This is a genomic window from Rhodococcus sp. ARP2, from assembly GCF_001029585.1.
GTDB lineage: Bacteria > Actinomycetota > Actinomycetes > Mycobacteriales > Mycobacteriaceae > Rhodococcus_F > Rhodococcus_F erythropolis.
The window spans coordinates 90,054-115,880 of sequence record NZ_LEKE01000058.1; the positions used below are offsets into that span (position 1 = coordinate 90,054).

At 61.4% G+C, this 25,827-nt stretch carries 27 protein-coding genes and 1 riboswitch; of the genes, 16 read left to right on the forward strand and 11 right to left on the reverse strand.

All coding sequences use genetic code 11. The features are described 5' to 3' along the window. Positions 1-9 precede the first annotated feature (9 nt). Positions 10-1,215: an MFS transporter gene (locus ABX74_RS16120; protein ID WP_019749231.1), complete on the forward strand. Its 1,206-nt coding sequence runs from the start codon at positions 10-12 to the stop codon at positions 1,213-1,215. Positions 1,216-1,244: 29 nt separating this feature from the next. Then, complete coding sequence (locus tag ABX74_RS16125; RefSeq protein WP_020908349.1) at positions 1,245-1,898, forward strand: hypothetical protein; 654 nt, start codon at positions 1,245-1,247, stop codon at positions 1,896-1,898. 357 nt (positions 1,899-2,255) lie between these two features. On the opposite strand, the gene ABX74_RS16130 is transcribed toward ABX74_RS16125, so the two are convergent. From ABX74_RS16130 to ABX74_RS16140, 3 genes are read right to left on the reverse strand one after another with little or no spacing between them, the layout of a single operon-like run. Next, positions 2,256-3,686 carry an NAD(P)(+) transhydrogenase (Re/Si-specific) subunit beta gene (locus ABX74_RS16130; protein WP_003941368.1) on the reverse strand — a complete coding sequence of 477 codons (1,431 nt, stop codon included), beginning with the start codon at positions 3,684-3,686 and terminating at the stop codon, positions 2,256-2,258. Beyond that, the gene (locus ABX74_RS16135) at positions 3,686-4,009 is read right to left on the reverse strand and encodes an NAD(P) transhydrogenase subunit alpha (RefSeq protein WP_003941319.1); all 324 of its coding nucleotides are present in this window, start codon (positions 4,007-4,009) and stop codon (positions 3,686-3,688) included. Before ABX74_RS16135 ends, ABX74_RS16130 begins: the two co-directional genes overlap by 1 nt. Then, complete coding sequence (locus ABX74_RS16140; protein WP_047889211.1) at positions 4,009-5,118, reverse strand: Re/Si-specific NAD(P)(+) transhydrogenase subunit alpha; 1,110 nt, start codon at positions 5,116-5,118, stop codon at positions 4,009-4,011. Before ABX74_RS16140 ends, ABX74_RS16135 begins: the two co-directional genes overlap by 1 nt. 274 nt (positions 5,119-5,392) lie before the next feature. Here ABX74_RS16140 and ABX74_RS29955 point away from each other — a divergent pair, with 274 nt between their 5' ends. Next, complete coding sequence (locus ABX74_RS29955) at positions 5,393-5,554, forward strand: DUF488 family protein (protein ID WP_019749235.1); 162 nt, start codon at positions 5,393-5,395, stop codon at positions 5,552-5,554. A gap of 91 nt (positions 5,555-5,645) precedes the next feature. On the opposite strand, the gene ABX74_RS16145 is transcribed toward ABX74_RS29955, so the two are convergent. After that, complete coding sequence (locus ABX74_RS16145; protein ID WP_029255738.1) at positions 5,646-7,184, reverse strand: AMP-binding protein; 1,539 nt, start codon at positions 7,182-7,184, stop codon at positions 5,646-5,648. A 191-nt stretch (positions 7,185-7,375) separates the two neighbouring features. Here ABX74_RS16145 and ABX74_RS16150 point away from each other — a divergent pair, with 191 nt between their 5' ends. Together ABX74_RS16150 and ABX74_RS16155 are read left to right on the forward strand one after the other, a co-directional pair. Next, entirely contained in the window at positions 7,376-8,194 is an 819-nt protein-coding gene (locus ABX74_RS16150) for a maleylpyruvate isomerase family mycothiol-dependent enzyme (RefSeq protein ID WP_029255739.1), read from the forward strand. A gap of 34 nt (positions 8,195-8,228) precedes the next feature. After that, positions 8,229-8,852 (forward strand): Type 1 glutamine amidotransferase-like domain-containing protein, encoded by a 624-nt coding sequence (locus ABX74_RS16155; RefSeq protein WP_047889212.1) that lies wholly within the window; start codon positions 8,229-8,231, stop codon positions 8,850-8,852. A gap of 57 nt (positions 8,853-8,909) precedes the next feature. Here ABX74_RS16155 and ABX74_RS16160 read toward each other — a convergent pair whose 3' ends face one another. Continuing rightward, positions 8,910-9,236 (reverse strand): hypothetical protein, encoded by a 327-nt coding sequence (locus tag ABX74_RS16160; protein ID WP_003941297.1) that lies wholly within the window; start codon positions 9,234-9,236, stop codon positions 8,910-8,912. Between the two features lie 575 nt (positions 9,237-9,811). Between ABX74_RS16160 and ABX74_RS16165 the strand changes: the two genes are divergently transcribed. Both ABX74_RS16165 and ABX74_RS16170 read left to right on the forward strand, forming a co-directional pair. Then, on the forward strand, positions 9,812-10,081 hold the full coding sequence (locus ABX74_RS16165; RefSeq protein WP_020908356.1) for a GNAT family N-acetyltransferase: 270 nt from the start codon (positions 9,812-9,814) through the stop codon (positions 10,079-10,081). A 122-nt stretch (positions 10,082-10,203) separates the two neighbouring features. Beyond that, positions 10,204-11,478, forward strand: a complete 1,275-nt coding sequence (locus ABX74_RS16170) for an MFS transporter (protein ID WP_020908357.1) — start codon at positions 10,204-10,206, stop codon at positions 11,476-11,478. Here the strand turns inward: ABX74_RS16170 and ABX74_RS16175 are convergent. Beyond that, positions 11,471-13,039: a carboxylesterase/lipase family protein gene (locus tag ABX74_RS16175; protein ID WP_047889213.1), complete on the reverse strand. Its 1,569-nt coding sequence runs from the start codon at positions 13,037-13,039 to the stop codon at positions 11,471-11,473. The genes ABX74_RS16170 and ABX74_RS16175 overlap by 8 nt on opposite strands. A 130-nt stretch (positions 13,040-13,169) precedes the next feature. Continuing rightward, positions 13,170-13,265, forward strand: a riboswitch (TPP riboswitch). On the opposite strand from ABX74_RS16175, the gene ABX74_RS16180 reads away from it, so the two are divergent. The 7 genes from ABX74_RS16180 to ABX74_RS16210 all read left to right on the forward strand — a co-directional run bounded on the left by ABX74_RS16180 (position 13,253) and on the right by ABX74_RS16210 (position 19,697). Next, complete coding sequence (locus ABX74_RS16180) at positions 13,253-13,996, forward strand: TenA family protein (protein WP_029255741.1); 744 nt, start codon at positions 13,253-13,255, stop codon at positions 13,994-13,996. It overlaps the preceding riboswitch by 13 nt. Then, positions 13,996-15,024: an ABC transporter substrate-binding protein gene (locus ABX74_RS16185; protein ID WP_020908360.1), complete on the forward strand. Its 1,029-nt coding sequence runs from the start codon at positions 13,996-13,998 to the stop codon at positions 15,022-15,024. Before ABX74_RS16180 ends, ABX74_RS16185 begins: the two co-directional genes overlap by 1 nt. Continuing rightward, positions 15,002-15,805: an ABC transporter permease gene (locus ABX74_RS16190; protein WP_041815060.1), complete on the forward strand. Its 804-nt coding sequence runs from the start codon at positions 15,002-15,004 to the stop codon at positions 15,803-15,805. The genes ABX74_RS16185 and ABX74_RS16190 overlap by 23 nt, the downstream gene beginning before the upstream one ends. A gap of 8 nt (positions 15,806-15,813) precedes the next feature. Further along, entirely contained in the window at positions 15,814-16,608 is a 795-nt protein-coding gene (locus tag ABX74_RS16195; RefSeq protein WP_041816070.1) for an ABC transporter ATP-binding protein, read from the forward strand. A 324-nt stretch (positions 16,609-16,932) separates the two neighbouring features. Further along, positions 16,933-17,490: a LysM peptidoglycan-binding domain-containing protein gene (locus ABX74_RS16200; RefSeq protein ID WP_020970102.1), complete on the forward strand. Its 558-nt coding sequence runs from the start codon at positions 16,933-16,935 to the stop codon at positions 17,488-17,490. Between the two features lie 165 nt (positions 17,491-17,655). Continuing rightward, entirely contained in the window at positions 17,656-18,138 is a 483-nt protein-coding gene (locus tag ABX74_RS16205; protein ID WP_020970103.1) for a hypothetical protein, read from the forward strand. A gap of 212 nt (positions 18,139-18,350) precedes the next feature. After that, positions 18,351-19,697 (forward strand): T3SS (YopN, CesT) and YbjN peptide-binding chaperone 1, encoded by a 1,347-nt coding sequence (locus ABX74_RS16210; RefSeq protein WP_047889214.1) that lies wholly within the window; start codon positions 18,351-18,353, stop codon positions 19,695-19,697. A gap of 20 nt (positions 19,698-19,717) precedes the next feature. Here ABX74_RS16210 and ABX74_RS16215 read toward each other — a convergent pair whose 3' ends face one another. The 3 genes from ABX74_RS16215 to ABX74_RS16225 all read right to left on the reverse strand — a co-directional run bounded on the left by ABX74_RS16215 (position 19,718) and on the right by ABX74_RS16225 (position 23,562). Next, positions 19,718-21,085 carry an acetamidase/formamidase family protein gene (locus ABX74_RS16215; RefSeq protein WP_047889215.1) on the reverse strand — a complete coding sequence of 456 codons (1,368 nt, stop codon included), beginning with the start codon at positions 21,083-21,085 and terminating at the stop codon, positions 19,718-19,720. A 113-nt stretch (positions 21,086-21,198) separates the two neighbouring features. Further along, positions 21,199-22,317 carry a methyltransferase gene (locus ABX74_RS16220; RefSeq protein WP_047889216.1) on the reverse strand — a complete coding sequence of 373 codons (1,119 nt, stop codon included), beginning with the start codon at positions 22,315-22,317 and terminating at the stop codon, positions 21,199-21,201. A gap of 129 nt (positions 22,318-22,446) precedes the next feature. Next, positions 22,447-23,562, reverse strand: coding sequence for a Glu/Leu/Phe/Val family dehydrogenase (locus ABX74_RS16225; protein ID WP_047889217.1), 1,116 nt, complete (start codon positions 23,560-23,562; stop codon positions 22,447-22,449). A 219-nt stretch (positions 23,563-23,781) separates the two neighbouring features. On the opposite strand from ABX74_RS16225, the gene ABX74_RS16230 reads away from it, so the two are divergent. Together ABX74_RS16230 and ABX74_RS16235 are read left to right on the forward strand one after the other, a co-directional pair. After that, entirely contained in the window at positions 23,782-24,294 is a 513-nt protein-coding gene (locus ABX74_RS16230; RefSeq protein WP_003941343.1) for an Lrp/AsnC family transcriptional regulator, read from the forward strand. A gap of 46 nt (positions 24,295-24,340) precedes the next feature. After that, positions 24,341-24,802, forward strand: coding sequence for a 6,7-dimethyl-8-ribityllumazine synthase (locus tag ABX74_RS16235; protein ID WP_003941401.1), 462 nt, complete (start codon positions 24,341-24,343; stop codon positions 24,800-24,802). 56 nt (positions 24,803-24,858) lie between these two features. On the opposite strand, the gene ABX74_RS16240 is transcribed toward ABX74_RS16235, so the two are convergent. Beyond that, positions 24,859-25,065, reverse strand: a complete 207-nt coding sequence (locus ABX74_RS16240) for a hypothetical protein (RefSeq protein ID WP_223257938.1) — start codon at positions 25,063-25,065, stop codon at positions 24,859-24,861. Positions 25,066-25,225: 160 nt separating this feature from the next. Then, positions 25,226-25,720, reverse strand: coding sequence for a DUF3558 domain-containing protein (locus ABX74_RS29960; protein ID WP_080910625.1), 495 nt, complete (start codon positions 25,718-25,720; stop codon positions 25,226-25,228). Positions 25,721-25,827: the final 107 nt, after the last annotated feature.

The window sequence follows — 25,827 nt, forward strand, 5'->3', positions numbered from 1 at the left end:
AAGGAACGAGTGAGCGTCAACCCCACCGACCGAGTAGTCCCCACCTCCGCCCTGGTACGCGCCCGGGCCGGCATCTTCGGCATCTTCGGCATCAACGGATTTCTGCTCGCGATGTGGGTCGTCCACATTCCGTCCATCGAACACCGTGTGGGAATCAGTCACTCGACGCTCGGCTCACTGCTTCTCCTTCTTGCTGTCGGAGCCATTGCCGGTATGCAATTGAGCGGTCCGCTCGCCGACCGATACGGCAGCCGGCGCATGGTCATCCTGGCGGGTAGCGGGCTGGCATTCGCCACTCTCGGCCCGGGATTTGCCACGAACACCTGGCAACTGGGCGCGGCACTTGTTGTATTCGGCTTCGCGAACGGCGCGTTGGACGTGTCGATGAACTCGCAGGCTGTCGAGGCCGAACAGTTGTACCGGCGCCCGATCATGGCGGCCTTTCACGGCATGTTCTCGGTCGGCGGCGTATTGGGGTCCGTCATCGGATTCGGCACTCTCGCACTGGATCTTCCGCCGTACGTCACGCTCAGCATCGCGTCGGCAATCGGCTTGCTCGCGGTCTGGTTGTGCTCGCGACCCCTGCTCCCTCACGTCGACGTGCATGCCGAAACCGCGTCGACTACCGGAAAGACACACGGCAGATTCTCGGCTCGCGTACTAGCCCTCGGAACCCTCGCCTTTGTTCTGATGCTGGCCGAGGGAGTGGCAAACGACTGGAGCGCACTGCAGGTCAAGGAAGATCTGGGTGTCTCGAATGCCGTTGCTGCACTGTCGTTCGGTGCATTTTCCGCCATGATGACCGTCGGCCGATTCACCGCGGATCGGATCAGCGCGGCAGTCGGCCCGGTGGCAGTGGTTCGCTACGGTGCGTTGCTCTCGTCCATCGGAATGCTGACCGTCGTGGTGTCGGGCTGGCTACCGCTCACGTTGCTCGGTTGGGCACTGTTCGGTGCCGGCCTGTCGGGATGCATTCCGCAGATCTTCACCACGGCGGGAAATCTGGGCTCAGGTTCGGCCGGCACCAACATGTCTCGCGTCGTCGGCATGGGATACATCGGATTCCTCGCCGGTCCGGCAACCATCGGCTGGGTCACCACGCTTGTGCCTCTCACCACAGCAATGTTGATCCCGTTTGCATGCGTCCTGGTCGCAGCGGCTTGTGCGGGTGTCGTTCGGCGCGATTCTCCGACCGCCTACAGACCTCACAGCTGATCCTCACGATCGGCACAGACTCAACAGGGATGCTGGTACTCGTGACCGTCTCGACCTCCACCCAGCACCCCGCTCCCTCCACAACCACTCGCTTCCTCGTCCTTGCTGCGATCGCCGTCGTAGCGCTGGGCGTCTTGTATTTCGTGCGACCCACCTCGCCTGGGGTGAGCGTCCCCGAACAGGTGCGCGCACTTGCCGAGTGGACGGTAGGCCGATTCGACGTCACCGCTGTACTCGCAGCCACTACTGCTCTGGCCGTCGTCTCGATGGTCCGCGGACTGCCATACGGCATCGGCGCGATCCTGCTCCTCGGAATGGGCGCCAATCTCACCAACGCGGCGTTCGGCTCCTGGCTCCCCGATGTGCCCCAGGACCTGTTGCCCAGCGGTCACGTCGCAGCGGCGACCGCGCTGTACTGCTCGGCGATCTTGATCTCCGCCCCGCAGTGGCGTCCGGTGGTCGCCGGTCTCGGATTCGTGGGGGTTGCTGCGATCGGTGCCAGCGCACTGGCCGCCGAGTTGAGCGGCCTTTTCGGAGTGATAGCTGGCGTTCTGATCGCTCTGGTATGGGCCTGTGCTGCAGCCATTTTGATGGCACGATCGCCCATCGCCGCGAAACGTGAAGCGCTACGCCCGGATACGGCAGCAATCGCGTTCTCAAGGCACCGGAGCATCCGACTTTAGTCCTAAATCTTTGTGATTCAGAGATTCTCGCCGTTAAGCCCTCCCGCGACGGCGGGGCATGACGTATGTTCTGAAATGTCCGAATCAAGTAGTTCCACAGCGAAGGAGTCTTTACCGTGAGCCTCGAAGATCTGAACCCGCTCGAACTGATCCAGAAGTTGATCGAACTACTTTCCGGCTTCTCTTCCGACCCCGAAACCCCCGAGGTCCCGTAAAACGTCGCCAGAGGCGCCTGTTCCGAGTTTCGTCTCGGACCAGGCGCCTTTGTCGTTTCAGCACAAGAAGCCGTTTCGACACAGGGACACGAAAAAGGCGCCCACCCGTGGTTACGAGTGGACGCCCTTCCGAGCTCGAGCGCTACAGCGCCTTGAGCTCCTCGGTTACTTCGGAGACCGACTTCTTGGCATCACCGAAGAGCATCGAGGTGCCCTCGGCGAAGAAGAGCGGGTTCTCGATACCGGCGAAACCGGAGTTCATCGAACGCTTGAGCACGATGACCGACTTCGACTGGTCGACGTTGAGGATCGGCATTCCGTGAATCGGTGAGCTCGGATCGTTGCGCGCCGCCGGGTTGGTGACGTCGTTCGCGCCGATCACCAAGGTGACATCGGTACGAGAGAACTCGTCGTTGATGTCGTCCATTTCCTTCATCGCGTCGTACGAGACATCCGCCTCTGCGAGAAGAACGTTCATGTGACCGGGCATACGGCCGGCGACCGGGTGGATGGCGTACTTGACCTCGACGCCCTTCGACTCGAGCAACTTCGCCATGTCCTTGACGGCGTGCTGAGCCTGCGCGACCGCAAGTCCGTATCCCGGTACGACGATGACCTGGTTGGCGTAGGCCATCTGGATAGCCGCGTCGGCGGCCGAGGTCGCCTTTGCCGTGCGCACGACACCGTCGGAGGATGCAGCTTCGCCGCCGCCGCCACCGAAACCGCCGGCGACGATGGCCGGGATGGACCGGTTCATGGCCTTGGCCATGAGGTTGGTCAAGATGGTGCCCGAAGCACCCACGATCATGCCGGCGACGATCATCGCCTGGTTGTTGAGCGCCAAACCTGCAGCAGCAGCTGACAAACCGGTCAGAGCGTTGAGCAGCGAGATGACGACGGGCATGTCCGCGCCGCCGATGGGCAGCACGACCATCAGTCCGAGGATGCCCGAAAGCACGAGGACGCCGACGATCCACAGTGAGCTGGTCGGGCCTTCCGGCGAGATCGCCTTGATGCCGATGATCACCGAGAACGCGACTGCGGCAATGAGCAGCAGCGCATTGAGCGGCTGCTGGAGCTTACCGATTCCGATCGGACGACCAGGCAGAGTTTCCTGCAGCTTCAGGAACGCGATCACGCTGCCCCAGAAGGAGATCGATCCGATCACGGCAGCAAAGAGCGAAGCGATGACGATGTGCACCGTCGGCGACTCGCCGTGCTGGAATGCGGTGAATCCGTCCGAGTCCAGGAATTCCGCGTACGCGATCAACGCGACGGTGCCACCACCCACGCCGTTGAAGAGCGCGACCAACTGCGGCATGGCCGTCATCTTGGTGCGGAGCGCCGGCGGGACACCGAGCACGACACCGATGACCAGGCCGGCAGCGATGAGGATCCAGTTACCCATCTCCGCATCCCGAATGGAGATCAGAGTTGCAACGACGGCGATGAGCATGCCGACCGCGGCGATCTGGTTGCCGCGGACTGCGGTCTTCGGGCCGGTAAGACCCATGAGGCCGTAGATGAACATCGAGAACGCGACAATGTAGAGCGCATTGACCAGGTATTCCATTACTGGTCACCATCCTTCGACACAGACTTGGCGGCCGGCTTGGCCTTGAACATCGCCAACATGCGGTCCGTGACCACAAACCCACCGACAACGTTCACGGTTCCGAAGACGAGCGCGACGAACAAGATGATCTGCAACCCGATCGACGGATCGTGCACCTTGCCCAGGACGACCAACGCACCCAGGACGACGATGCCGTGGATGGCGTTCGTGCCTGACATCAGCGGGGTGTGCAGGGTGTTCGGAACTTTGGAGATCACAGCGAAACCGACGAACCCGGACAACACCAGGATCGCGATGTTCGCCAGAAGTGATGTGTACATCAGGCGCCCTTCTCTTCACGGGTGACGCACGCACCGGCCAGAACCTCGTCGGAGAAATCAGGCGCCAATGCACCTTCCACCAACATCAGTTCGATCAGCGCGGAAATGTTCTTCGAGTACAACTCGGACGCATGCTCAGGCATCGACGCCGGCAAATTCAACGGAGAGCAAATGGTCACGCCGTGCTTGACGACGGTTTGACCCGGCTCGGTCAGCTCGCAGTTACCGCCGGTTTCACCCGCGAGGTCGACCACGACACTGCCCGGCTTCATGCCTTCGACCGCGGCAGCGGTGACCAGGCGCGGCGCCGGACGACCCGGAACCAGAGCAGTGGTGATCACAACGTCGAAGCCCTTGATCGCATCTTCGAGTGCCTGCTGCTGCTTCGCTCGCTCGTCGTCGGTCAACTCGCGGGCGTATCCACCCTCACCCGCCGCGTCGATTCCGAGGTCGAGCCACTGTGCACCCACCGAACGCACCTGGTCGGCGACCTCAGGACGCACGTCGTACCCGGTAGCGCGGCCACCGAGGCGCTTGGCTGTCGCCAGCGCCTGCAGACCTGCCACACCCACTCCGAGCACCAGAACGGTCGCAGGCTTCACCGTGCCTGCAGCGGTGGTGAGCATCGGGAAGAACCGCGTCGACTCCGATGCTGCCAACAGAACAGCCTTGTACCCGGACACGTTCGCCTGCGAGGACAACGCGTCCATCACCTGCGCGCGGGAGATACGAGGAATCGCCTCCACTGCGTATCCCTCGATGCCGGCGGCCTTCAACTCGGCGATGCGGTTGTCCGCATTACGCGGATTCAGGAAACCGATGAGCTTCGCGCCGGTACTGATCCGGGCGATCTCTTCTGTCGACGGGGGCGCAACCTTGACCACGACGTCAGCAGTCCACGGATCGCCGATCTTCGCGCCGGCAGCGGTGTACAACTCGTCGGGAATCAACGCCCCGAGACCGGCCCCGGACTCGACGACCACGTCGACGCCCTTGCCGATCAAAGCGGACACAATTTTCGGCACCAATGCGACCCGACGCTCACCATCACTCGATTCTCGAGGGACGCCGACCGTCGGACGCACTTGTGCGCTCTTCGATGTTTCCATTTTCCATTACCTTCTGCGGTTGGTGGTTCGCCTGCTGCGACGAGCGGCAACCAGCATGTGATGAGCGGAAGATGACCCGCTTTTGGGTGAATGGTGACTGATAGTAGCCAGAGTTACCGCGGCGTAGGGAAACCGACGACGCACTTTCTCCATCTGAATCGAGTCCGAACAGTATGTTTGGACATACCCCAAGAAGCCTACTGTGAGGCCGATCACACTCGAATGGCGGGCTATTCCACTATTTGAAACGGCCGAAAGACGAAAAGGCATGAGAATGACGCGCCGAATAATCACCGTCGAGCGAGTTTACGAACCAGCTTCCGAATGTAACGCCGTCCGTCTCCTCGTCGACCGACTCTGGCCGCGCGGCGTCAAACGCGAAAACCTGCAGTACGCATCGCACCGGCATCGGATTCTCGACCCGTTGTTCTACTGACAGCAAGCAAGGACCTGCGATACAGCCACGCGCAGGTCCTTGCCGACTATCTCGCAGAATTACTCTGATGTCCTAGTATTTCACCGGAGGATCAACTGCTCACATATTGAGACCGCAACTTGTGCTTTACGAGCTTTCCTGTCGCGGTCCTAGGCAATTCGTCGGCAAAGTCGATGCTTCTCGGAGCTTTGAAATGTGCAACCTGGCTGCGAACGTATTCCAGCAATTCCTCGGCGACATGGGCACTCGGCTCGACTCCCTCCGCCAGTTGGACAACCGCCTTGACCTGTTCGCCCATTTCTTCATCGGGAACACCGATGACCGCCACGTCGAACACTTTCGGATGCAAGGTAAGGATGTTCTCAGACTCCTGCGGATAGATATTGACGCCACCAGAGATAATCGTGAATGCCGCACGATCGGTCAGATAAAGGAAACGCTCGGAGTCGATATAGCCGATATCTCCACTCGTTGTCCACGTCGGATGATCCGGATGCTGCGCGGCAGCCGTTTTCTCGGGGTCGTTGTGGTACCGGAATGGCAGAGTCTCCCGCTCCCAGAACACGGTACCGACCTCGCCGACCGGAAGATCACGCCCGGCGCCGTCACAGATGTGCACGATCCCCATCACTCCGTCACGACCGACGGAACCCGGATGCGCCAAGGCCTGCTCGCTGTTGATGAAGGTGGCGCCCGAACCCTCGGTCGAGGCGTAGTACTCGTGGATCACCGGCCCCCACCAGTCGATCATTGCCGTCTTCACTTCAGGCGGACAGGGAGCAGCAGCGTGAATGGCGACCTTCACCGTCGAAACGTCGTAACGATCGCGGGTCTCCTTCGGAAGTTTCAACATTCGAACGAACATCGTCGGCACCCACTGACTGTGCGTCACAGCGTGTTTACCGATCAACTCCAGCGCGGTTTCGGCTTCGAATGCATCCATCAAGATCACGGTTCCGCCGACCGAATTGATCACGCCACAAAAGCGCAGGGGCGCCGCATGATAGACCGGAGCCGGGCACAAATAGACTGTGTCGGAATCGAACCCGTACATCGGCGCGAACACCGCGGTGTACGGATCCATGGTGGTGTCCACCTCGCCCTCCGGAAGGTCTCCCTTGATCCCCTTCGGCCTCCCCGTGGTTCCTGACGAATACAGCATGTCAGCCCCACGTGGCTGCGAGTCGAGTGGATCGGCGGACTGAGCATCGACCGCATCCTCGTAGTCGTCGAAACCCTCGAGGGCGCCGCCGTACACCAATCGGTGACGCACGCGCGGAATCAGCTTCTCGTCCAACGGAACTGCTGTCGACGCCTGACCCGACGCCACCAGAATTGTCGCCTCGCAGTCGTCGACGATGTAGGCGGTCTCCGCAGCCGTGAGATGCCAGTTCACCGCAGTGATGTAGAGACCTGATCTCAATGCTGCCCAGTACACCTCGAACGCCCGGAGATCGTTGTTCGAGATGAGAGCGACGTGGTCCCCAGGCTTGGCACCGACACTTCGGAAGTATCGCGCCAACTGCGTCGACCGTTCGTCGAGTTCCCGATAGGTGATGGACTCACCCGTGGCCGGGCGAATGACGGCGGGCTTGTCCGGGGTGAACTGGACAAAATTTCCTGGAAACACGAAGACTCCTCTGTCGGTGACGACAACGCCGCGTGAGCCTGCTTCGGCGTCGACAATCCTGGTCTACCACAGGAACTCTGCCTCCCTCGGATGTTTGGCGACACCGACTCGAAGCATGGGAATGCCCGCTCACTTATCCGGCGCGACATACAGTGAGGAGAACCGCACCGTCCGAAACAGGAGATGTCCGCATGAGTGGTTGGCCCCAGGACGCAGTAGTCGACGCGTTGACCGAGGAATGGAAAGTCATCGACGCACTGCTTGCCGAACTCGACGGTGACCAGTGGTTGGCACCGTCCAACCTTCCGGGGTGGACGGTTCATGACATCGTGTCCCACCTGATCGGTACGGAATCACTGCTCGCGGGCATCAATCCGCCGTCGATCGACCTGGACGTGCACGCATTGCCTCACGTCCACAACGAGATTGCGGCGTTCAACGAGCGCTGGGTCGAAGGCCTGAGGCGGACGCCGCACGCGGACTTGTTGGCCCACTATCGCGATATCACCGCCACGCGAGCCGACGCTCTTCGCTCGATGACGGGCGCAGACTGGGACGCCGAGACACAAACACCGGTCGGTCTTGCGCCCTATGGCCGGTTCATGCGTATTCGGACCTTCGACTGTTGGATGCACGAACTCGACATCAGAGATGCAGTCGGCATTCCAGGCGAGGAAGGCGGATTGCGCGCGGAGACTGCATTCGGCGAAATCACCAGCGCGCTCGGATTTGTCGTCGGGAAACGAGGAAAGGCACCCGAGGGAGCACGGATCACTTTCGAACTCGAAGGGCCACTTGCCCGTTCACTTCACGTCTCGGTCGATGCGCGTGCAACGCTCGTCCCGGAGCTCGACGGTCCGGCGACCACGACCATCTCGATGAGCTCACCGCTCTTCACCCGGATTGCCGGTGGCCGCGTCCACGCGTCCGATCATCGAACCGACATCTCACTTCGCGGCGACACCACGGTGGGCGCACGCGTCGTCGACAATCTGGCGTTCACGATTTGAGAGCTGGGTGGGTAGGTCGCGAAGGTACTGAGAAGTGAAACTGTTTCTCTCGTCCTACCGTTTCGGCGACCACCGCGAGGCTTTTGTCGATCTTGTAGGCCGCGGCGCGCGCATAGCGGTGATCGCCGCGGCTGCAGATTCGTGGCCCGTCAATGCCCGCAGTTCGGCAGTGACAAGCGAATTGACCCCATTGCGGGCCGCGGGCTTCACGGCAGAGGAAGTTGACGTCCGAGGCTTCCTGGGGGCACCGGAAGCACTCGAAGTCCGGCTTCGCGAATTCGACTGCCTGTGGGTTCGCGGCGGAAACACGTTCGTCCTGCGAGCTCAGCTAGCCCGAAGCGGCGCAGATAGGGTCATCGAGATGCTGGTTCGTTCGGGCCTCGTGGCCTATGCGGGATACAGCGCGGGAGCGTGTCTGGCGACTCCGACTCTGATCGGGCTCGACGCATCGGACGACCCCGCTGAAGTCACGCCTACGTGCGGTATCGACCCGATCTGGTCCGGGCTCGCGCTGGTCGACTTCGCGATAGTGCCGCACGGCGGCGATTCGTTACTCGAAGATCCGCAGGTGACCGCGCGGACGGTCGCAGCGCTGACCACTGCTGGCGCGCAATTCACCGTGCTTACTGATCAAGAGGTGATAGTCGTCGACCGCTGATCTGACGCAGACGGTTGATCTTGACGCAGACTGGGCAGTCGACTCGGCCCGACTGGATCAGCCGTGCTCTGCCACCGCGGTTCCGGCTGCCGGCGACTGACGCTCTAGCCTCGTCCACGCAATCTCCCAGCGCTTGACCGAGACCTCGTCGGCGTCCTCGAGAAGGGCGTCGAGGAGCAGACGCGGATTTTCGCGCCATGCCAGTTCGGCGGCATGGACCTCCGCAGCCGAGAACAACCCGGACGCCTCGAGATCGCGAATCCACTCGCAGATCTCGCCCCGGTGGATCCGTGCGATGGTCTCGTATCCCAGACCTTCGTCAAGGAAGTCGTACGAAAAAATTGCGGCAAAGTAACTGTTCGACTCACGCTGCCCGAAAATCATGTGCGTTCCTTCCTCGAAGTTGTCCGACGAAGACTCGAAATCGAACCGTTGCGAAGCCGCGCCAAAGTTTTTTTGGCGAAGTTGTAACGCTTCTTCTATCCCCGACGATTCAAACGCTAACCCCCCAAGCGGGTCTTTGGGATCACGTCCGAGAAACGATCTGATGACCAAGGCAATACCCCTGGGGTTTCCGGGCGCTCACACCCTTCGTCGGCACGCAATCAGCGCACCGCTGACCTGCAATTTGCCCGTTTCAGGCCCTCCACTTAATCCATCCGAACAGACGACAAAAAACTTTGTGACGAGTCCCACATATTGAGATGTTTACGATCGCGATGCATATGTATCACCCAATGTGGGCACAAAAGTACGGGCAAATCGGCACGTACAGACCAGTTTTCTTCCTGATCCGACACGACCAAGGTCCCTTGAACAGTCGTCCAGTTGTAGTTGCGCTAAGTAACGTAACTCACGCCGGCAAGCGATATTGCGGACCGCCTGCCAGGTAGCGTGGCTCCACAGAACGCAGACGCGGCGCGCCGCAACCGGCCGCCCTTTCGAAACGGAGCCCGAAGATGACCGAGACAGTGGCGCACAACTCCGCGGAAACGCGCTTCGAGATCCGTGTCGACGGCGAACTGGCCGGTTTTGCCGAGTACTCGGACCATTCCGGTGTCCGTGATTTCCACCACACGGTGACGTACCCACAGTTTCGCGGGCGCGGGCTTGCCGCCATCGTGGTGCGTGAAGCGCTCGATCAGACCCGGAACGAGGGATTGAAGATCCTTCCGACGTGCTCATACGTCGAGAAGTTTGTTGCAGAGAACCCCGTTTACCAGGCATAACCGAACGAGGACGGTCCGCGAAAAATCACTCGCGGACCTGCAACCCCCGCTGCTAGCGTCGATGGTGCCGTCGTCGAAACTCTCGAAATCCTGGTCGGCACCATCTCGGGGAAGGAAAGAACGTGGTCGCCTCAGCAGATCGGCGCCCACCTGCATCCGAGGACGTAGTTACCCCCAGCTATCTCCCTCTCGTCCTCGTCAATCTCGCGACGCTGTTCTCGGCGATCGGCAACGGTATCGCCATCGTCGTACTCCCCTGGCTTGTTCTCGAACGAACCGGCAGGGCTACCGACGCGGCAATAGTTGCCGGCGCAGCAGCCATTCCGTTACTCGTGTCGAGCCTGTTCTCGGGGACATTCGTCGACAAATTCGGACGCCGTCGAACGTCGATGATTTCCGACGCTCTTTCGGCGATGTCCGTAGCGGCGATCCCGATCATCGCGGCCACCGCGGGCTTGACGATCCCGGTGATCGCGGCGTTGGCCGCGCTCGGTGCGGTGTTCGACCCCGCCGGAATGGCGGCGAGGGAGTCCATGCTGCCTGCAGCAACTCGGACAGCCAAGTGGAAGCTCGATCGCACCAACAGCGTGTATGAGGCCAATTTCAACGTCGCATATCTGATCGGCCCTGGCATCGGCGGTGTCCTGATCGCAACGATCGGGGCGGTGAACACGCTCTGGGTGACGGCGGCTGGTTTTGTGTTCTCGATCGTCGTGGTTGCCTTCATCCGCCTTCCTGGCGCCGGAGTCCCCGAACACGAACATCGTCCGAAATCGATCTGGCACGGCACACTCGACGGTCTTCGGTTCGTCTGGAACAACAAACTGCTGCGCACTCTGGCGCTGATCGACATGGCCGTCGTCGCGCTCTACATGCCGGTGGAGAGTGTCGTGTTCCCGGTGTACTTCACAGAGTTGGATCAACCGGCGCAACTCGGATCGGTGCTGATGGCATTGGCGATCGGCGGCATCATCGGCTCTCTCGCCTACGCTCCGCTGGCACCGATCATGTCCCGGCGACTGATCATGATTTTTGCCGTTGCCGTTCTCGGCATAGCGATGCTTGCCATGGCGCTTCTACCTCCGCTGTGGGTGATCCTCGTGCTCGCCGGACTGCAGGGGCTCGTCTACGGACCAGTCGGCCCGATCGCCAACTACGCCATGCAGACGCACAGCCCGGAGCACATGCGCGGACGCGTCGTCGGTGTCATGACGTCGACTGCCTACGCCGCCGGCCCGCTGGGTTACCTCGCGGTCGGCCCTCTGCTCGATCAACTCGGAATCGCGTCGACCTTTGTGGCCCTGTCGATTCCGATCATCCTGATCGCCGCAGTCTGTGCCTCCCTGCCGGTGCTTCGCGAACTGGATCGTCCGCGACACTCGACCGACGTCAGTTGAACCCCATCACGTCGTTGCCCCAGGCGACGCGCAGTCCGTGATCGGGGTCGCTGACGAGGGTGTCAGCCGAGTCGATCAACAGCGTCGACCGCTTCTCTTCCTCGTACGGCGCCCAGTGCTTCGAACCGTCGAGAGCTGCCGGCACGGCATGCCGCGCGAAGGCCAGCCATCGCCGTTGAATACGGCCGGCTACCTCCATCGCAGCCTTCCGTCCACCCAGCCAGAACGTGGGGTCGACGTTCAGTGTTCCGAAATTGCCGAATACATAGGGTAATTCGGTCGCGTGGCCCGCGCCGATCCGTGCGGCCTTGAGCATCGGCGTCGCGTGATCGAAGCGGTACACCCACGTAGGGGAATGCCTGCAGTGGGCGTCGGCGATCCACAGAGTCGGCATGCGAAACGCCGCGTCCCGCGACAGTGCCAGCGCGCCACTTGGTTTCGCGTGATCAGGGTAAGCCGACATGATCTCGGCAAGTTTGGTCGCGGAGATGTCTGGGTGATCATCCGCCAGCAGTTGCAGCATGGCCTCGACCGACTGCGCGCTCACCGGCATCAGCGGAGACTTCATGAACTTGAAGATCGACGCCTCGTCCTTGTTGGAACCGATGATCAGTGGGATTCGGTGCGCGTAACCCTTCTGGAAAGCCGCAACCGGGTAGTGCGGCACCAGATCACGATCGACAACGGGTGCCATCGCCAAAGTTCCCGGAATCCGGGTCGGAATTTCGTTGACCAGGTCATCGCTTGCCTTGACGAGCAGTTCCAGATCCGTGGTCAGCAGATCGCCTGCGTCTTCAGGGTCGATCGAGAGCAGTTCGAGAAACCGCTCCGCCACGGTCTTGGCGCGCTCGGCCCCGTAGACGGAGGTCGCGGGAGGACTCTGGGCAATCGCACGATGGAACAGACCTTCGGCGCTCGGACAGGTCATGAGCGTCGTGATGGATCCTGCGCCGGAGGACTCACCGAACACCGTCACCGCACTCGGGTCACCCCCGAAGGCGTCGATGTTGTCTCGAACCCATTCGAGTGCCGCAATCTGGTCTCGCAGACCACAGTTCGATTCGAAAACGGTATCCGCGGTGGAGAATCCAGACAGGTCCAGGAATCCGAGGGCACCGACGCGATAGTTGAAGGAGACGAGAACGACGTCACCGGTTTCAGCCAGATGACGGCCGTCGTAGATCGTTTGGGCGGCGGACCCGAGGCAGTAGGCGCCGCCGTGAATCCACACCATCACCGGTCGCGGCGTGCCGTCGGGGCGCGGGGCCCACACGTTGATCGACAAGCAGTCTTCGTCGATTTTGAAGGCCCGGTCGATCGGAACCGCCGGGCTCTGGCCCTGCGGCGCGATCGGCCCGAACTCACGACAGTCGCGCACCCCGTCCCAGGGCTCAGCGGGTTGCGGCGCGCGGAACCTCCGCGCACCCACCGGCGCTGCTGCGTATGGCATGCCCTTCCACGCGAATACTCCGCCATCCGGATACCCGCGGGCTTCTCCGCCGCGGGCACGGATCACGAGTGTTCCGTCCTCGCCGAGATTCGGTCGAACGTCGGTCTCCATGTCTGAATCCCCTCCCGACCCGCGCGTGTGGCAAACAAGACCAAACGTACCAACATAAGGCCGATGTGCGCCGACTACTCAACTGCCAGGTAGGCGCCGACGAAGCAGAGGCTCGGTGTTAAGGTCGCCTAGTTCTGACACGGGGTGCTCCGCATGGGCGGGGCTGAGAACACACCCGGGAACCTGATCAGGTAATGCTGACGAAGGGATGTCATGGCTACTACGCAGCCTGCATACAATTCTGCCGAAAACTCGGTGGCCACAGCGCCGTCGACGGATCGGTTCACCGATCGGCTCTGGGCCGAGACGAAGGTCCTCCGCGAGTCGATCGACTCACTGGAGTTCCTCGAACGCCTCGGCGACGGAACATTGCCTCTCGACGCGTTTCGCACGTACATCGAGCAGGACAAGCTTTATCTCGAGGGGTATTCGAAAGCGTTGTCCCTGGTCGCGGCCCACGCCCCGGATCCGCAGTCCGCGGGCTTCTGGTCGAATTCCGCGTCCACGGCAGCGACAGTGGAATCTGCGCTTCACGACGGACTTCTCACCGGTGGAATTCTTCCAGCGGGATCGGGAAGGCTCGAGCATTCGCAGGCCTGCCTGGGATACGTCTCGTATCTGACGGCGACTGCGGCAACTGCGCCTTACCCGGTCTCCGCAGCGGCAGTACTCCCCTGCTTCTGGATCTACGCCGAGGTCGGTCGCGATCTTGCCGCTTCAGCGCGCGCGGTACTCGACGCCGATCCGTCGCATCCGTACGCACAGTGGGTCACGACGTACGACGCACCCGAATTCCACGAGTCGGTGGCGCAGGCCCGCGTACTGGTCGATGCTGCGGCCGAAGCAGCCACCGAGACAGAGCGTGAGGCGATGAGTGAAGCATTCCGCATCGCCAGTCGCTACGAGTTGATGTTCTGGGATTCCGCACTCCACCAGCAGCCTTGGCCGGCGTCGTGATGTCGTTTGCGGCGCTACGCCGCACACTTGCCACGTCTGCCGCGATCGCAGCCGCATTCACAGTTCTGACCGGATGCGCCGCTGACACCGGCTCTTCCGACGGGACCATTCGGTTCGCACTCGACTGGACCCCGAACACGAACCACACCGGTTTGTACGTTGCACTCCAAGAGGGCTACTTCGAGGACGCCGGTCTGGACGTCTCGATCCTGCCGTACAACAACACCTCTCCCGACACCCTGGTCGACGCCGGCAACGCGGAGTTCGGCATCAGCACACAGAGTCAGGCCACGTTCGCCCGAGCGGCCGGCGCCGCCACTACGTCCGTCATCGCGCCACTTCAGCACCGCGCCACCGGCATCGGTGTGAAGGCGGATCGTGCGGACATCACGCGCCCGCGTGATCTCGACGGAAAGACGTACGCCGGGTTCGGTGATCCCGGCGAAGTCGAAACGCTGCAGCAGATCATCCGCAACGACGGCGGGACCGGGAACTTCACGACGGTCACGCTCGGTACGTCCGCGTACGAAGCCGTGTACTCGGGCCAGGCCGATTTCACGGTCTCCTACTTTGCGTGGGAAGGCCTCGAGGCGGAGCGAAACGGAACTCCGATGCGGTACTTCCAGTACACCGATTACGGCTTCCCCGATGCATATTCGATCGTGATCAACGGCAACCAGCAGTGGTTGAAGGACCATCCCGACGAGGCACGCAAGTTCGTCAAAGCCGTTCAACGCGGATATCAGACTGCTGCCGACAACCCGGACCAGGCCGCGCAGGATCTCATCGACGCGAACCCCGGAGCTTTCACCGACGAAGACCTCGTCCGTGACAGTCAGCGGATGCTCGCCGCCGACTACATGAAAGACGCCAACGGCGTCGTCGGTACGCAGAATCTCGAAACCTGGTCGGGTTATTCGGGATTCCTCTTCGACAACGGATTGCTCGCCGGACCCGACGGGAAGCCGCTGACCCAGAAGCCGGACTGGTCGGAGTACTTCACCAATGAGTATCTCGACGCGTCCTGACGTGAGCGGACGGCTGGTCTCGGCCATGCGGCGGGCGCTTCCCGCGCTCGCCGTGGTGGTGCTCCTCGTAGCGGCGTGGCAGATCTACGTCGAGATCAGTGGGATTCGGCCGCAAGTACTTCCGTCTCCGGGTCGCGTTCTGTCCCAGGGGTGGGACAACCGCGAGATCATCTCCGGCCACGCCTGGTCGACATTGCAGGTCACGTTGGTCGGCTTCACTGTTTCATTGGTGTTGGCCTGGATTCTTGCTGTCGTCGTGGACTTTTCACCGTGGTTGTCACGCGCGCTGGTACCACTTTTTGTCGTCTCGCAGACGCTGCCGATCATCGCCATCGCGCCGCTGATGATCATCTGGTTCGGCTTCGGGTTGTTGCCGAAGGTGTTGGTGATCGCGCTTGCGACGTTCTTCCCCATGACCATCGGACTCATCGAGGGATTTGCCGCGGCCGACCGTGAAGCGGGCGCTCTCCTGCGCAGTATGGGCAGCACTCGCTGGCAGGAGTTCCGATACGTCCGCCTTCCTTCGGCGATTCCGCGATTCTTCACCGCCCTGCGTATCGGTATCACTTACGCGGTCGTGGGCGCGGTGTTCTCCGAATACGTCGGCGCTACTTCCGGTTTGGGCATTTACATGAGCACCCAGAAGAACTCCTTCCGCACCGACCTGGTGTTGGCGGCCGTACTGGTGACCGCGTTGATCAGCGTCACGCTGTACTTGCTGACGTTCGCCATCGAGCGCATCGTTGCACCATGGGCGATGAACGAAAGGTCGCGGACATGACTGACCCGATGGTCGAGGATGCAATGGTCGAAATCCAGGACCTGACCAAGAGGTTCGACACGGCCGGAGAATCGCGTCTCGTACTCGATTCGGTGTCCTTCCGCGCCGACGCGGGCGAATTCGTGTCGGTGATCGGGCCGAGCGGCTGCGGCAAGAGCACGATCTTCAACGTCCTGGCCGGGCTCGAATCCCCGACCTCGGGTTCGGTCCGTGTGGGCACGCGCGCAACTGAATCCGAAGCAGCCGCCGAGGTGCACACCGCGTACATGCCGCAGAAGGATCTTCTGTTCCCTTGGCGCTCGGTACTCGACAACACGGCCCTCGGTTTGGAAGTGCAGGGAGTCGGCAAGAAGGAAGCACGCGAGCGCGCTCGTGAGTTGTTCCCCGCGTTCGGCCTGTCCGGATTCGAGGACGCCCGGCCGTCACAGCTGTCCGGCGGTATGCGCCAGCGAGCGGCGATGCTGCGCACCGTTGTTCAGGGCAAACCTGTCCTGCTGCTCGACGAGCCGTTCGGCGCACTGGACTCGTTGACCCGCACCGAGATGCAGGCTTGGCTGCAAGACGTGTGGCAGCAGTACCGGTGGACCGTGCTGATGATCACCCACGATATTCGTGAAGCTATCTATCTGTCCGACCGCGTGGTCGTTCTGTCTGCGCGTCCGGCAACGGTCAGGTGCGTAGTCGACGTTCCCTTGCCGAGACCACGCGAGCTGGACATGATCACCACGCCCGAGTTCGCCGACGTCGAGCGTGAACTGCTTGCCGTTCTCCACGACGAGACGCGCAAGTCGCTACGCCCCTAGCGGTTACTGATAATGCAGTAGTTACTGATAATGCAGTAGTTACTGATAATGCGCTGAGAGAGCTTCGAGTTCACCTGGAGTTCAGGAGAATGCGCACCGAAACCTGATGAGGTCACGTACCATGATCCGGCACTTTCACCCAAAACGCCTTAATATCAGCAAGATCCGAACGCTCGACACGCAGTCCGTCAACGCTGCACAATTCTCCGTACTCTTCGGTAACGTACACTCGGTCGCCTACGAGACCAACGGCCAGAAGGTAACTGGACGGTAAAGCGGAATCGTGGAGGCACAGTCATCGCAACAGATTTGGAAAGGGACAGCGTGAGCACACTGCAGTCAGGTCAGAGCCTCGGAGTCGGCCAGGAACTCAAGTCCGACAACGGCGCATACACCCTCACCTTGCAGGACGACGGCAACCTGGTTCTGTCCGAGGGCGGACAGGCTGTTTGGGCCGCAGGCACCAACGGATCCGGCGCCAACCGCGCCGAGGTGCAGACTGACGGAAACTTCGTCATCTACAAGGACTCCGACGCCGTGTGGGCATCGCAGACCGCAGGCAACGACGGTGCCTCCCTCTCGGTTCAGGACGATCGCAACGTCGTTCTGTCCGCCGGTGGAAATGCTCTGTGGTCTTCGGACACTGCAATCGAGGCTCCGGCCGCCGAGGCTGCCCCGGAGCCCGCTCCGGCACCGGAGCCCGAGCCTGCACCCGCCGCTCCGGCAGCGCAGAGCTACACCGTCGAAAGCGGCGACACCCTGTGGGCAATCGCCGAGCGTTTCTACGGTGACGGCAACCAGTACCAGCGCATCGCGGATGCAAACGGCATCCCGAACCCGGATCTCATCAACGCCGGTCAGGTACTGACGATCCCCGCCTGATTCACTGCTTGACCTGGCCCTGGGTGCCGACGTCCGCGTCGGCACCCAGGGCCTTTTGTGTTCTACGCCACACAGATTCGCGTCCCGCCCAGCAGGCCCTGATACTCCATTGCGGCATCTTTTCGCCTACAGTACTTCCGTACTGCTCCCGAAGGACAGGTGTGCATGAAAGACAGAACAGTCATGATCGGCGCTGTCGCAGTGGCCGCTCTCTCTCTGACATCAGGCCTCGTTTTCGGCGGAGCAGCCGGCGCATTCGGTTCCGGCGGCCCTGTGGTGAAGCCTCCCGCTCTGGTCTCGTCGGTTTCCGTGGAGTCCGTCGCCGGGATCGAACCGGCCGCGTTCTACAGCTCGGTTGCAGTTCCCACGGTTGTCATCCCGCCGACGCCGACCTGGCGAATCGCCGACGAGACGACTGCTCCTCGTAATCAGCCGCTGGTGGTGACCGCGACAAGCACGAGCTCCGCTACGTCCACTACGACTGCAACGAGTACGACAACACCGGTCTCGTCCACGACCACCGCGTCGGCTACCGCGACCTCGTCACCGACCGCGACAGCCACGACCACCAAGACCAGCACCACCCCAGTTGTCACGACCGGGTCCACGCCGCCCGTCGTCGAGGTCTCGCCCGTTCTCGCCGGATAGTCATCGCTCTTTCGCCTGCATACCGCCTGGCGTGACGGCGGTTACAGGCACACTTCAGTCGCCGCTCTCAAATACCCGATCTACCTGCGACAACCTTCCTAGTCGTCAAGGTTCGTGGCCCGCTGCAATCCGGTCGACCGGAAAAGGACAGCAGCATTGTCGGGACCTCGCGATACCGTATAGGTCTGAGCTTTTGCGGAAGGAGGTGGCTGATGAGCGCAATGGGCTTCGATCTCGATGTCAGTGTCGACCGGGCATGGGCAGAATTTCAACGTCGCCTCGGCGATCACATTTCCATCATGGTCGACGGCGACGTGCTTGCCGTGGAATCGTCCACCGGCGACTTCGATCCAGCTGACGGCGCAGCGCCATGTGTTCAGTTCCTCGTGTGGGACGAGAACACAGTCCGCTGCGAGGTTCCTTCCAACGACTTCCTTCATCCGCGCTATCGACTCGAATATGCCGACGAACAAAAGTTGATCGCACTCGGCTGGAATCCGCCTTCCGAGAATCTCGACGATCCGAACAACTCCCCCGCCTTCTGCGTCGACAAGGCGCAGAACTGGGCCGATCAGCTCGCAGCGATGACTGTCGCTGCGTTCCGTGATGTGTTCGGTGTGCAGCACCCGGCTTTTCTATCCAGCGATCTCACCGGCAACGAGCAGACTCCGGATTTCGATCCGTCGGTTGTCGAGTCGACAGAACTTCCGACACTCGACCCCACCGCGGCCTACATGCCCAACGACGTCGACCACCTCAAGGAGTTGGTCACTCTCGCTTTGCTTCCCATGCTCGGCACGCTTCCCGAGCGGGACAGCGACGGCGACATACCAATTCGGGTCGGTTCGACGGTCATGTTCGTCGGTCCGCTTTCCGAGTCCATGGACGTGCAGTTGTTCTCCCCACTCGTTCAGGACATCAGCAACCGCACTCGTGCAGCCGAGGTCATCGCCGATCTCAACCGCAAGTGGTCGCGCATCAAGTTCGTCTTGATCGACGACCGTCTGTCGGTGTTCCTCGAGGTGGCGGGCTCACCATTCGTTCCCAAACAACTCACCGATACGTGCGCAGCCTTGACGTCGTTCCTGCGTACCGTGGACGACGAGTTCGCCGCACGCGTCGGCGGAGACCTCTTCTTCGCGAACAAGAGCGGTGACTCCTCCTCGCTGCAGCCTGATCTGACGGCCGAGGACCTGCCTCCCGAACTCGAGACCCTGCTGCATCTCGATCTGGACGTGGCCGAGGATCTCGACGCGGTAGCCGATGTCTGCGGGCGCGATCGCGATCTGATTCTTCAGCTCCTCCACATCAGTAACGAATGGCAGATTCAGCTCCGCAGTCAGGCGGTGGACGCCCACAGTCGCGGGGACGCCGAAGAGGCTGCAGGATACGAGGATCAGGTCGGCGGGTGGGAACTCATGGTCGACCGTCTGCGCGGGGCTTTGCGACTGGTGGTCCTGCCCAATTCTCGAACCGAGACGCCGGCAAAGCCGCAACCTGAGCAGATGGGCCTGTTTGCCGATCCCTTGCAACAGAGTCTCTTCGACGATCCGTCCTGACACGACGGATCGCCTTCCCTCTATTCGAAGTGGGATTTGAAGATCTGTCCGTGGACGCCCACGGTTCGATCGACTACCTGTGAGACCGTGAAATCGGCTGCGGCAGAAAGATAGGCGTAGGCCGTCGCTCGATCCATACCGCGATCGTGCTCGAGGAAGTCGAGTGCGTTGACCACCGCGCGCCGCATGGCGCCGTTGAGGTCACTGTTCTGCCCATCGACCGAACCGTTGGGGTCGGACAGGCCGATCGGAATCCAGGCCTCCTCGGTCTCGGCGAACGGGTATCCGAATGCCACCGATGGGGCGTCACCGGAGTTCTTCTTGCACACGCTTAGTCGGAATGTGCCGCGCAGCGATCCTTCCATCGCCGTCAGCGCCGCCTCACCGTCGCCCATGGCCATGTGTGGGTCACCGACGTAGAAGAGGGCGCCTTCGGCAAAGACCGGCAGGTAAAAGGTTGATCCGACGCCGAGATGCCTGATGTCGATGTTTCCGCCGCCCAGGGTCGGAGGAATGGAGTTCGACGACGGGGACGTCGGGTCTGCATCCGCAGAATAGGCAACTCCCATCATTCCCATGAAGGGCCGCAGGGGAAACCGCACCTTCGACTGTCCGAAAGGCATCACGCCCTTGCCGTCTTCGATCGCCGTGAAAGTGGAAACACCGCCGTACTTCAACGGGTCCTTGGTCGCGCGCCCGTCTGTGGCGACCGGCGGCATGACTTCGTCCAGAGTGATTCCCGCTGGAGCGGTTCCGTCTGCTGTGACGGCGAGAGCGCCCTTGCCATGTCTGCTCGACACAACGCCGTACGGCACGCGGGGAATGGCTTCGAGAGTCTCGATCTTGAGTACGTCTCCAGGCTGGGCGCCTTCGACGAAGACCGGGCCGATGACGACGTGCGGTCCGTCCTTGTCGAAGTTTCGTTCGGTTCGGTTGTATTCGGCCGCAACGGCAATCGCATCTTCGAGCACGTCCTTCTCGGAAACGCCTTTGCTACCGAAGTATTCGAGAGGATTGCGCCCTTGATCCTCGAGAATTCCCTCGTGCGAGAGGGCGTCGATCGTGACGGTCTGGCCCGACTTCATCCGCATCACCTCGCGGGTGTGGATGTTGGGCACATAACCCCACATGACGTCCGACGGATCCGAACTCAGATAGTGATCGCCACTGACGTTTCCACTGCCCGGTTGCAGAATCGGAATGCCATCGGCGAACGGTAGTGCAGAGGAGGACGATCCAGCCGGTGACGCGTTCGAGTGCGCGCATCCCGAAGCCACACCGGCAACTCCTACGCCCGCACCGAGGGCAGCGACTGCCCTCATGAATCCGCGTCGGCCAAGACCTTTCGTCAGGTCCTCGGCTGCGTTGCGGGCAAGAGTGTTTTCCATCGAGATTCCTCCGGAGTGCGTGACGATGTGCGACTGCGAAGAAAGCTAGACCCGATTTGTTACTCGTTCATTACCATTTCATGGCAAGGAAATACCGCTGACTGAGAATGAATTCAGCGACGGCGAAGCCGCCAGAGCGAGGTCGTCTCTCGTGCCCGGGCAGCGTGAAGCGCATCGGTTCGGTCACTGACCTTTGCGTGCGTCGGTTTGACGTCGATGCGATCGACAACAGTGAGCCCACCGGCCGCAATCAGGTCGTGTAGTTCGGATCGCGTTCGGAGACCGAGGTGTTCGGCAATGTCCGAGAGGATCAGCCACGCTTCTCCCCCATCGTCCAGATGCGCTGCGACACCAGTCAGGAAGCCCTTCAGCATCGCTCCAGCAGGGTCGTAGACGGCGTATTCGATGGGCGAGGTGGCCTTGGCCGGAATCCAGGGAGGATTGCAGACCACCAACGGAGCGGTGCCTTCGGGAAAGAGGTCTGCTTCCACCACATTCACCTGATCGCCGTAGCCAAGCCGCGACAGGTTGGTGCGCGCGCATTGCAATGCCCGGGGGTCCTGGTCGGTGGCCGTCACTGTCTGAACTCCACGCCGCGCCAGGACGGCAGCAAGAACGCCGGTACCTGTTCCGATATCGAAAGCAGATTCCGTCGACGGTAGCGGAGCAGACGCGACAAGATCGACATACTCCCCGCGGACGGGTGAGAACACTCCGAAGGCGGGATGCACTCGTGCGTCGAGAGCCTCGATGAAAACACCTTTGCGGTGCCACTCGTGAGCGCCGATCGCGCCGAGGATGTCACGCAACGAGCGGACCGAAGGCTCACCGGTAATCCCGAAGGCTTCGGTCAACGCTACTTGCGCGTCCGGGGCTCGCCGGAGTGGAATCGACAGATCCGCATCCAAGGGAATGAGCAGCATGCCGAGGATCTGCGCGCGGCGTCCTTGGGTCTGCCGGTGGAGATGGAAGGCTTTGGCTGGGTCGTCGGACGCTCGGCGCGGCTTGCGGTCGATGCGCGACGCGACGGCCTTGGTCAGTTGGCGAGCGTTCTGAAAATCTCCGCGCCACAACAACGCCGTGCCTTCGCAAGCCAAGCGATAGGCGTCGTCGGCCTTCATCGTGTCGTCGGCGACGACAATGCGCTTGGGCACCGGGGCGTTGCTCGTCGAACCCCAACGGGCCGATTGCTCGGCGTCGTTCTCGGTCCACACTGCGAATTGTTCAGTCATGTAAGCCCTTCCGGCGTCCGACGCATAGCGGCCGGTCTACCGGCTGATGTGGTCCAGATCTGCAAAATCTGCTCGTCTGGTGTCCACACTAGTCGGGACCGGCCGCACTACATGACTGCGAGAGGGATGTCAGCCCTTGGCGACGCGAGCTGCCTCGGCGATCCGAGCCTCGGCGACCGCGTCAGCAGCCTCGCCGGCAAGGATTCCGTCGTTCTTCGACTTCGCGAAGATCTCGGTGACCGTGTCGAAGATCTTCTCGACCTTGAGCTTGACCTCTTCGGCCGAGTTGCCCTTCAGCTCGCCGGCAACCTGGATGAGGCCGCCGCCGTTGGCGACGTAATCGGGGGTCCAGGTGATGCCGCGGTCGCGGAGAACGTTCTCGACCTCGGGCACGGTGAGCTGGTTGTTGGCAGCGCCGCAGACAACCTCGGCCTTGATCGAGCGTGCGGTCGTGTCGGTGAGGGTTGCGCCCATCGCGCAGGGTGCGTAAACGTCGAGATCGGCGTCGATGATGCTGTCGACGATGCTCACCTGCGGGAAGTCAGCCTTGACGCGGTCGAGCGCTGCGGCGTTGACGTCGGTCGCGAGAACGGTCGCGCCGTCTGCGAGGAGGAGCTTGATCAGCTCGTAGCCGACCTTGCCTGTGCCCTCGACACCAACAGTCTTGCCTGCGAGCGACGGAGTGCCCCAATGCGACTGTGCCGCGGCGCGCATCGACTGGAATACGCCGAGGGCCGTCATCGGAGCGCTGTCGCCGGAACCGCCGACCGTAGCGTTGCGGCCGACGACGAAGTCGGTGTTACGACCGATGATGTCAAGATCGTTGGAGTTGGTTCCGACATCACCAGCGGTGATGTAGCGGCCGCCGAGGGTCTGAACGAATTTTGCGTAGGCGCCGAGCAATTCGTCGGTCTTGGCCGTTGCGGGGTCGCCGATGATGACCGCCTTGCCGCCGCCGAGGTCCACGCCGGCAACCGCAGCCTTGTAGGTCATTCCGCGCGAGAGGCGCAAAACGTCTGTGACTGCGGCAGATTCGTCGGAGTACGGGTAGAAGCGCGTTCCGCCGAGCGCGGGGCCGAGCGTCGTGGAGTGGATGGCGACGATGGCCTTGAGGCCGCTCGCGGGATCCTGGAAGAAGCTCACCTGCTCGTGGGGGTAATCGCGCAGGTAGTCGGCGCGATCGAACACGCCCGCAGTGTCGTCATGGGAAACAACAGAGTTCACGGGCTCGGCGGTGAGAGTCATTGTGGGATAGACCTTTCCGAAGGATAAACGGGGTGCAGTCGAAATACTGGGACGAAATGGCCGTTGGGTACTATTGGGGACAAATAACCCAAAGAGAATCCCGCTGAGCAATTCGTGGAACCAATGCTCTGCCTGAGCTACGATTTGGTCAATGCAAATCTCTTGAACTAGTCAATTCGATCATCCAGTGACCCATATCACTGAGGAGAGGTTCACAAAGTGCTCAGCATCGACAAGCTCGACGTCCAGTTGCTCGGACTGCTCAGCAAGGACTCGAGGATGAGTGTGGCCGAGTTGGCCAACTCGTTGGGCGTCGCCCGCAACACCGTCCAGTCGCGAATGAAGCGCATGGAATCCAACGGACTTCTCACCGGGTTTCGGCCGAATCTCAATCTCCCCGAGGTCGGTATCCCGATTCAGGCATTTGTCGGTCTGGAACTCGAGCAGGGCAAGATCAGCGCAGTCGCTCGGAGTCTGACCGAGTTGCCCGAGGTGATCGAAATTCACGCCACAACCGGTCGCGAGGATTTGCTCGTTCGCGTCGCCACCTCGACGCACGCGGCGCTGCAGAAGTTGGCCGAGCAGATCGTGTCACTTCCAGGCGTCACGCATTCGACCACGACCATCGCTCTGACCAATCCCCTTCCGTATCGAATTCAGCCTCTCCTCGAGCACCTCACCAATGACGCCGGATGGGGTCGTTCGACCGCCTTCCCCCGTCAGCAGGACTAGGACGGGTGGTCGCGTCGATGCTTCCAAGTGCGCTAGTTTCATGGTTATGAGTGAGATCCAGGGACAGCGCATCGCGTTCATTCAGGCGACGTGGCATCGCAACATCGTCGACCGTGCACGCGACGGATTCACCGACGCGATCGTCGAGCTCGGCTACCCCAAGGACACGGTTGATTTCTTCGAGGTACCGGGAGCTTTCGAGATCCCGCTGCACGCCCGGCGGTTGGCCAAGACCGGCCGCTACCAGGCGATCGTTGCCGCAGGTCTGGTCGTCGACGGCGGTATCTACCGGCATGACTTCGTGGCGACGGCTGTCATCGACGGTCTGATGCGCGTGCAGCTCGACACCGACGTTCCGGTCTTCTCGGTGGTCTTGACGCCGCATCACTTCCACGAGCACGCCGAGCACGTCGACTACTTCAGCACGCATTTCGTGAAGAAGGGCGCCGAGGCTGCTCGCGCGGTCGACGCCACCGTCAAGTCGTTGAAGGCCCTGCCCACCAGCTAGTCGTTACCCAAGTCTCGCTGAGTCGAATGCCATCGGCTCAGCGAGATTTTTTGTGTCTATCGAGGGGTGTCGACGCTCACCAGTGCAGAGGCATTCGAGTCGTCGACTTCGCCGTAGCGGTCGACGCATTGCTGGAAGAAGTCCCGCATCTCGGTGACCACCTGGATGTGGCTGGTCAACGACTTCTCCAACGAATCTTCACCATCCTTAGCTTTCTTGGAGAACTTCTCGGCCAGGTTGATTCCAGATTGGAGCGTTCCCATTCCAGAAACATTCGCAATCACGAACAGATTTCTGCGCATTTGATCGAGTTCGCCAAGAAACCCTTCGCATGCCGCAACCACATCACGTGCGATGTCTGGCTCAACTTCCAGTCGCGAGTCGTCAGACCCATTGCTTCGATCAGACCCACTCACCGAGACCTCATTTCGGTAGCGTCGGTTCAAGATTGACCGACAGACGCTGCACAACAACACAACTGGACTCTTGCCGAGCCTCAGACAGCTTTCGTTCTACGTTGAACCAGATTGAGCCGTGTTCGACCGAGAAAGCAAGGTAGCAACCATTGTTGTCCTCGTCGTCGACGCGCTGATACTCGATACCACGCCGCCCACCGACATTAAGTTCCTCGAACCCTCGGAAATCAGGATTCCGTCGAACATCGTCGACGGTGTACGACGATGAATACACGGTCAAGAAATACCAGGACCCGCTCCACCCACAGATCTTCCATCCTGGCTGCTCCACGCCCGCCGCACCAGCTTCCTCGGTAGCCGGATCAAGCCCCACTTCTTCCAGAACTGAGTCCGGAATTTCCTTGCATGGATCGAACAAACCCTCTTGGCCGGATGCAGGCTCAGCCGCCCCCTCCACGACTGAGCTGCATCCTGCCGCAGCCCACACCAACATCCCAGCCATGAGCAGTCGCCCAACCCCCACCGACCCCCGCATGGCACCCCCTGTTGATGTGGACCCACTCTATTGGATGCATCGGAGGCTCGATCGGTTCCCGCAATCTTGAAATT

Excerpts from the sequence above, each read along its gene's own strand:
- ABX74_RS16125 (WP_020908349.1), top strand. The coding sequence starts at position 1,245 with ATGCTGGTACTCGTGACCGTCTCGACCTCCACCCAGCACCCCGCTCCC.
- ABX74_RS16130 (WP_003941368.1), bottom strand. The coding sequence starts at position 3,686 with ATGGAATACCTGGTCAATGCGCTCTACATTGTCGCGTTCTCGATGTTC.
- ABX74_RS16135 (WP_003941319.1), bottom strand. The coding sequence starts at position 4,009 with ATGTACACATCACTTCTGGCGAACATCGCGATCCTGGTGTTGTCCGGG.
- ABX74_RS16140 (WP_047889211.1), bottom strand. The coding sequence starts at position 5,118 with ATGGAAACATCGAAGAGCGCACAAGTGCGTCCGACGGTCGGCGTCCCT.
- ABX74_RS29955 (WP_019749235.1), top strand. The coding sequence starts at position 5,393 with ATGACGCGCCGAATAATCACCGTCGAGCGAGTTTACGAACCAGCTTCC.
- ABX74_RS16150 (WP_029255739.1), top strand. The coding sequence starts at position 7,376 with ATGAGTGGTTGGCCCCAGGACGCAGTAGTCGACGCGTTGACCGAGGAA.
- ABX74_RS16160 (WP_003941297.1), bottom strand. The coding sequence starts at position 9,236 with ATGATTTTCGGGCAGCGTGAGTCGAACAGTTACTTTGCCGCAATTTTT.
- ABX74_RS16165 (WP_020908356.1), top strand. The coding sequence starts at position 9,812 with ATGACCGAGACAGTGGCGCACAACTCCGCGGAAACGCGCTTCGAGATC.
- ABX74_RS16175 (WP_047889213.1), bottom strand. The coding sequence starts at position 13,039 with ATGGAGACCGACGTTCGACCGAATCTCGGCGAGGACGGAACACTCGTG.
- ABX74_RS16180 (WP_029255741.1), top strand. The coding sequence starts at position 13,253 with ATGGCTACTACGCAGCCTGCATACAATTCTGCCGAAAACTCGGTGGCC.
- ABX74_RS16185 (WP_020908360.1), top strand. The coding sequence starts at position 13,996 with ATGTCGTTTGCGGCGCTACGCCGCACACTTGCCACGTCTGCCGCGATC.
- ABX74_RS16190 (WP_041815060.1), top strand. The coding sequence starts at position 15,002 with ATGAGTATCTCGACGCGTCCTGACGTGAGCGGACGGCTGGTCTCGGCC.
- ABX74_RS16195 (WP_041816070.1), top strand. The coding sequence starts at position 15,814 with ATGGTCGAGGATGCAATGGTCGAAATCCAGGACCTGACCAAGAGGTTC.
- ABX74_RS16205 (WP_020970103.1), top strand. The coding sequence starts at position 17,656 with ATGAAAGACAGAACAGTCATGATCGGCGCTGTCGCAGTGGCCGCTCTC.
- ABX74_RS16210 (WP_047889214.1), top strand. The coding sequence starts at position 18,351 with ATGAGCGCAATGGGCTTCGATCTCGATGTCAGTGTCGACCGGGCATGG.
- ABX74_RS16215 (WP_047889215.1), bottom strand. The coding sequence starts at position 21,085 with ATGGAAAACACTCTTGCCCGCAACGCAGCCGAGGACCTGACGAAAGGT.
- ABX74_RS16220 (WP_047889216.1), bottom strand. The coding sequence starts at position 22,317 with ATGACTGAACAATTCGCAGTGTGGACCGAGAACGACGCCGAGCAATCG.
- ABX74_RS16225 (WP_047889217.1), bottom strand. The coding sequence starts at position 23,562 with ATGACTCTCACCGCCGAGCCCGTGAACTCTGTTGTTTCCCATGACGAC.
- ABX74_RS16235 (WP_003941401.1), top strand. The coding sequence starts at position 24,341 with ATGAGTGAGATCCAGGGACAGCGCATCGCGTTCATTCAGGCGACGTGG.
- ABX74_RS16240 (WP_223257938.1), bottom strand. The coding sequence starts at position 25,065 with ATGGGAACGCTCCAATCTGGAATCAACCTGGCCGAGAAGTTCTCCAAG.
- ABX74_RS29960 (WP_080910625.1), bottom strand. The coding sequence starts at position 25,720 with ATGGCTGGGATGTTGGTGTGGGCTGCGGCAGGATGCAGCTCAGTCGTG.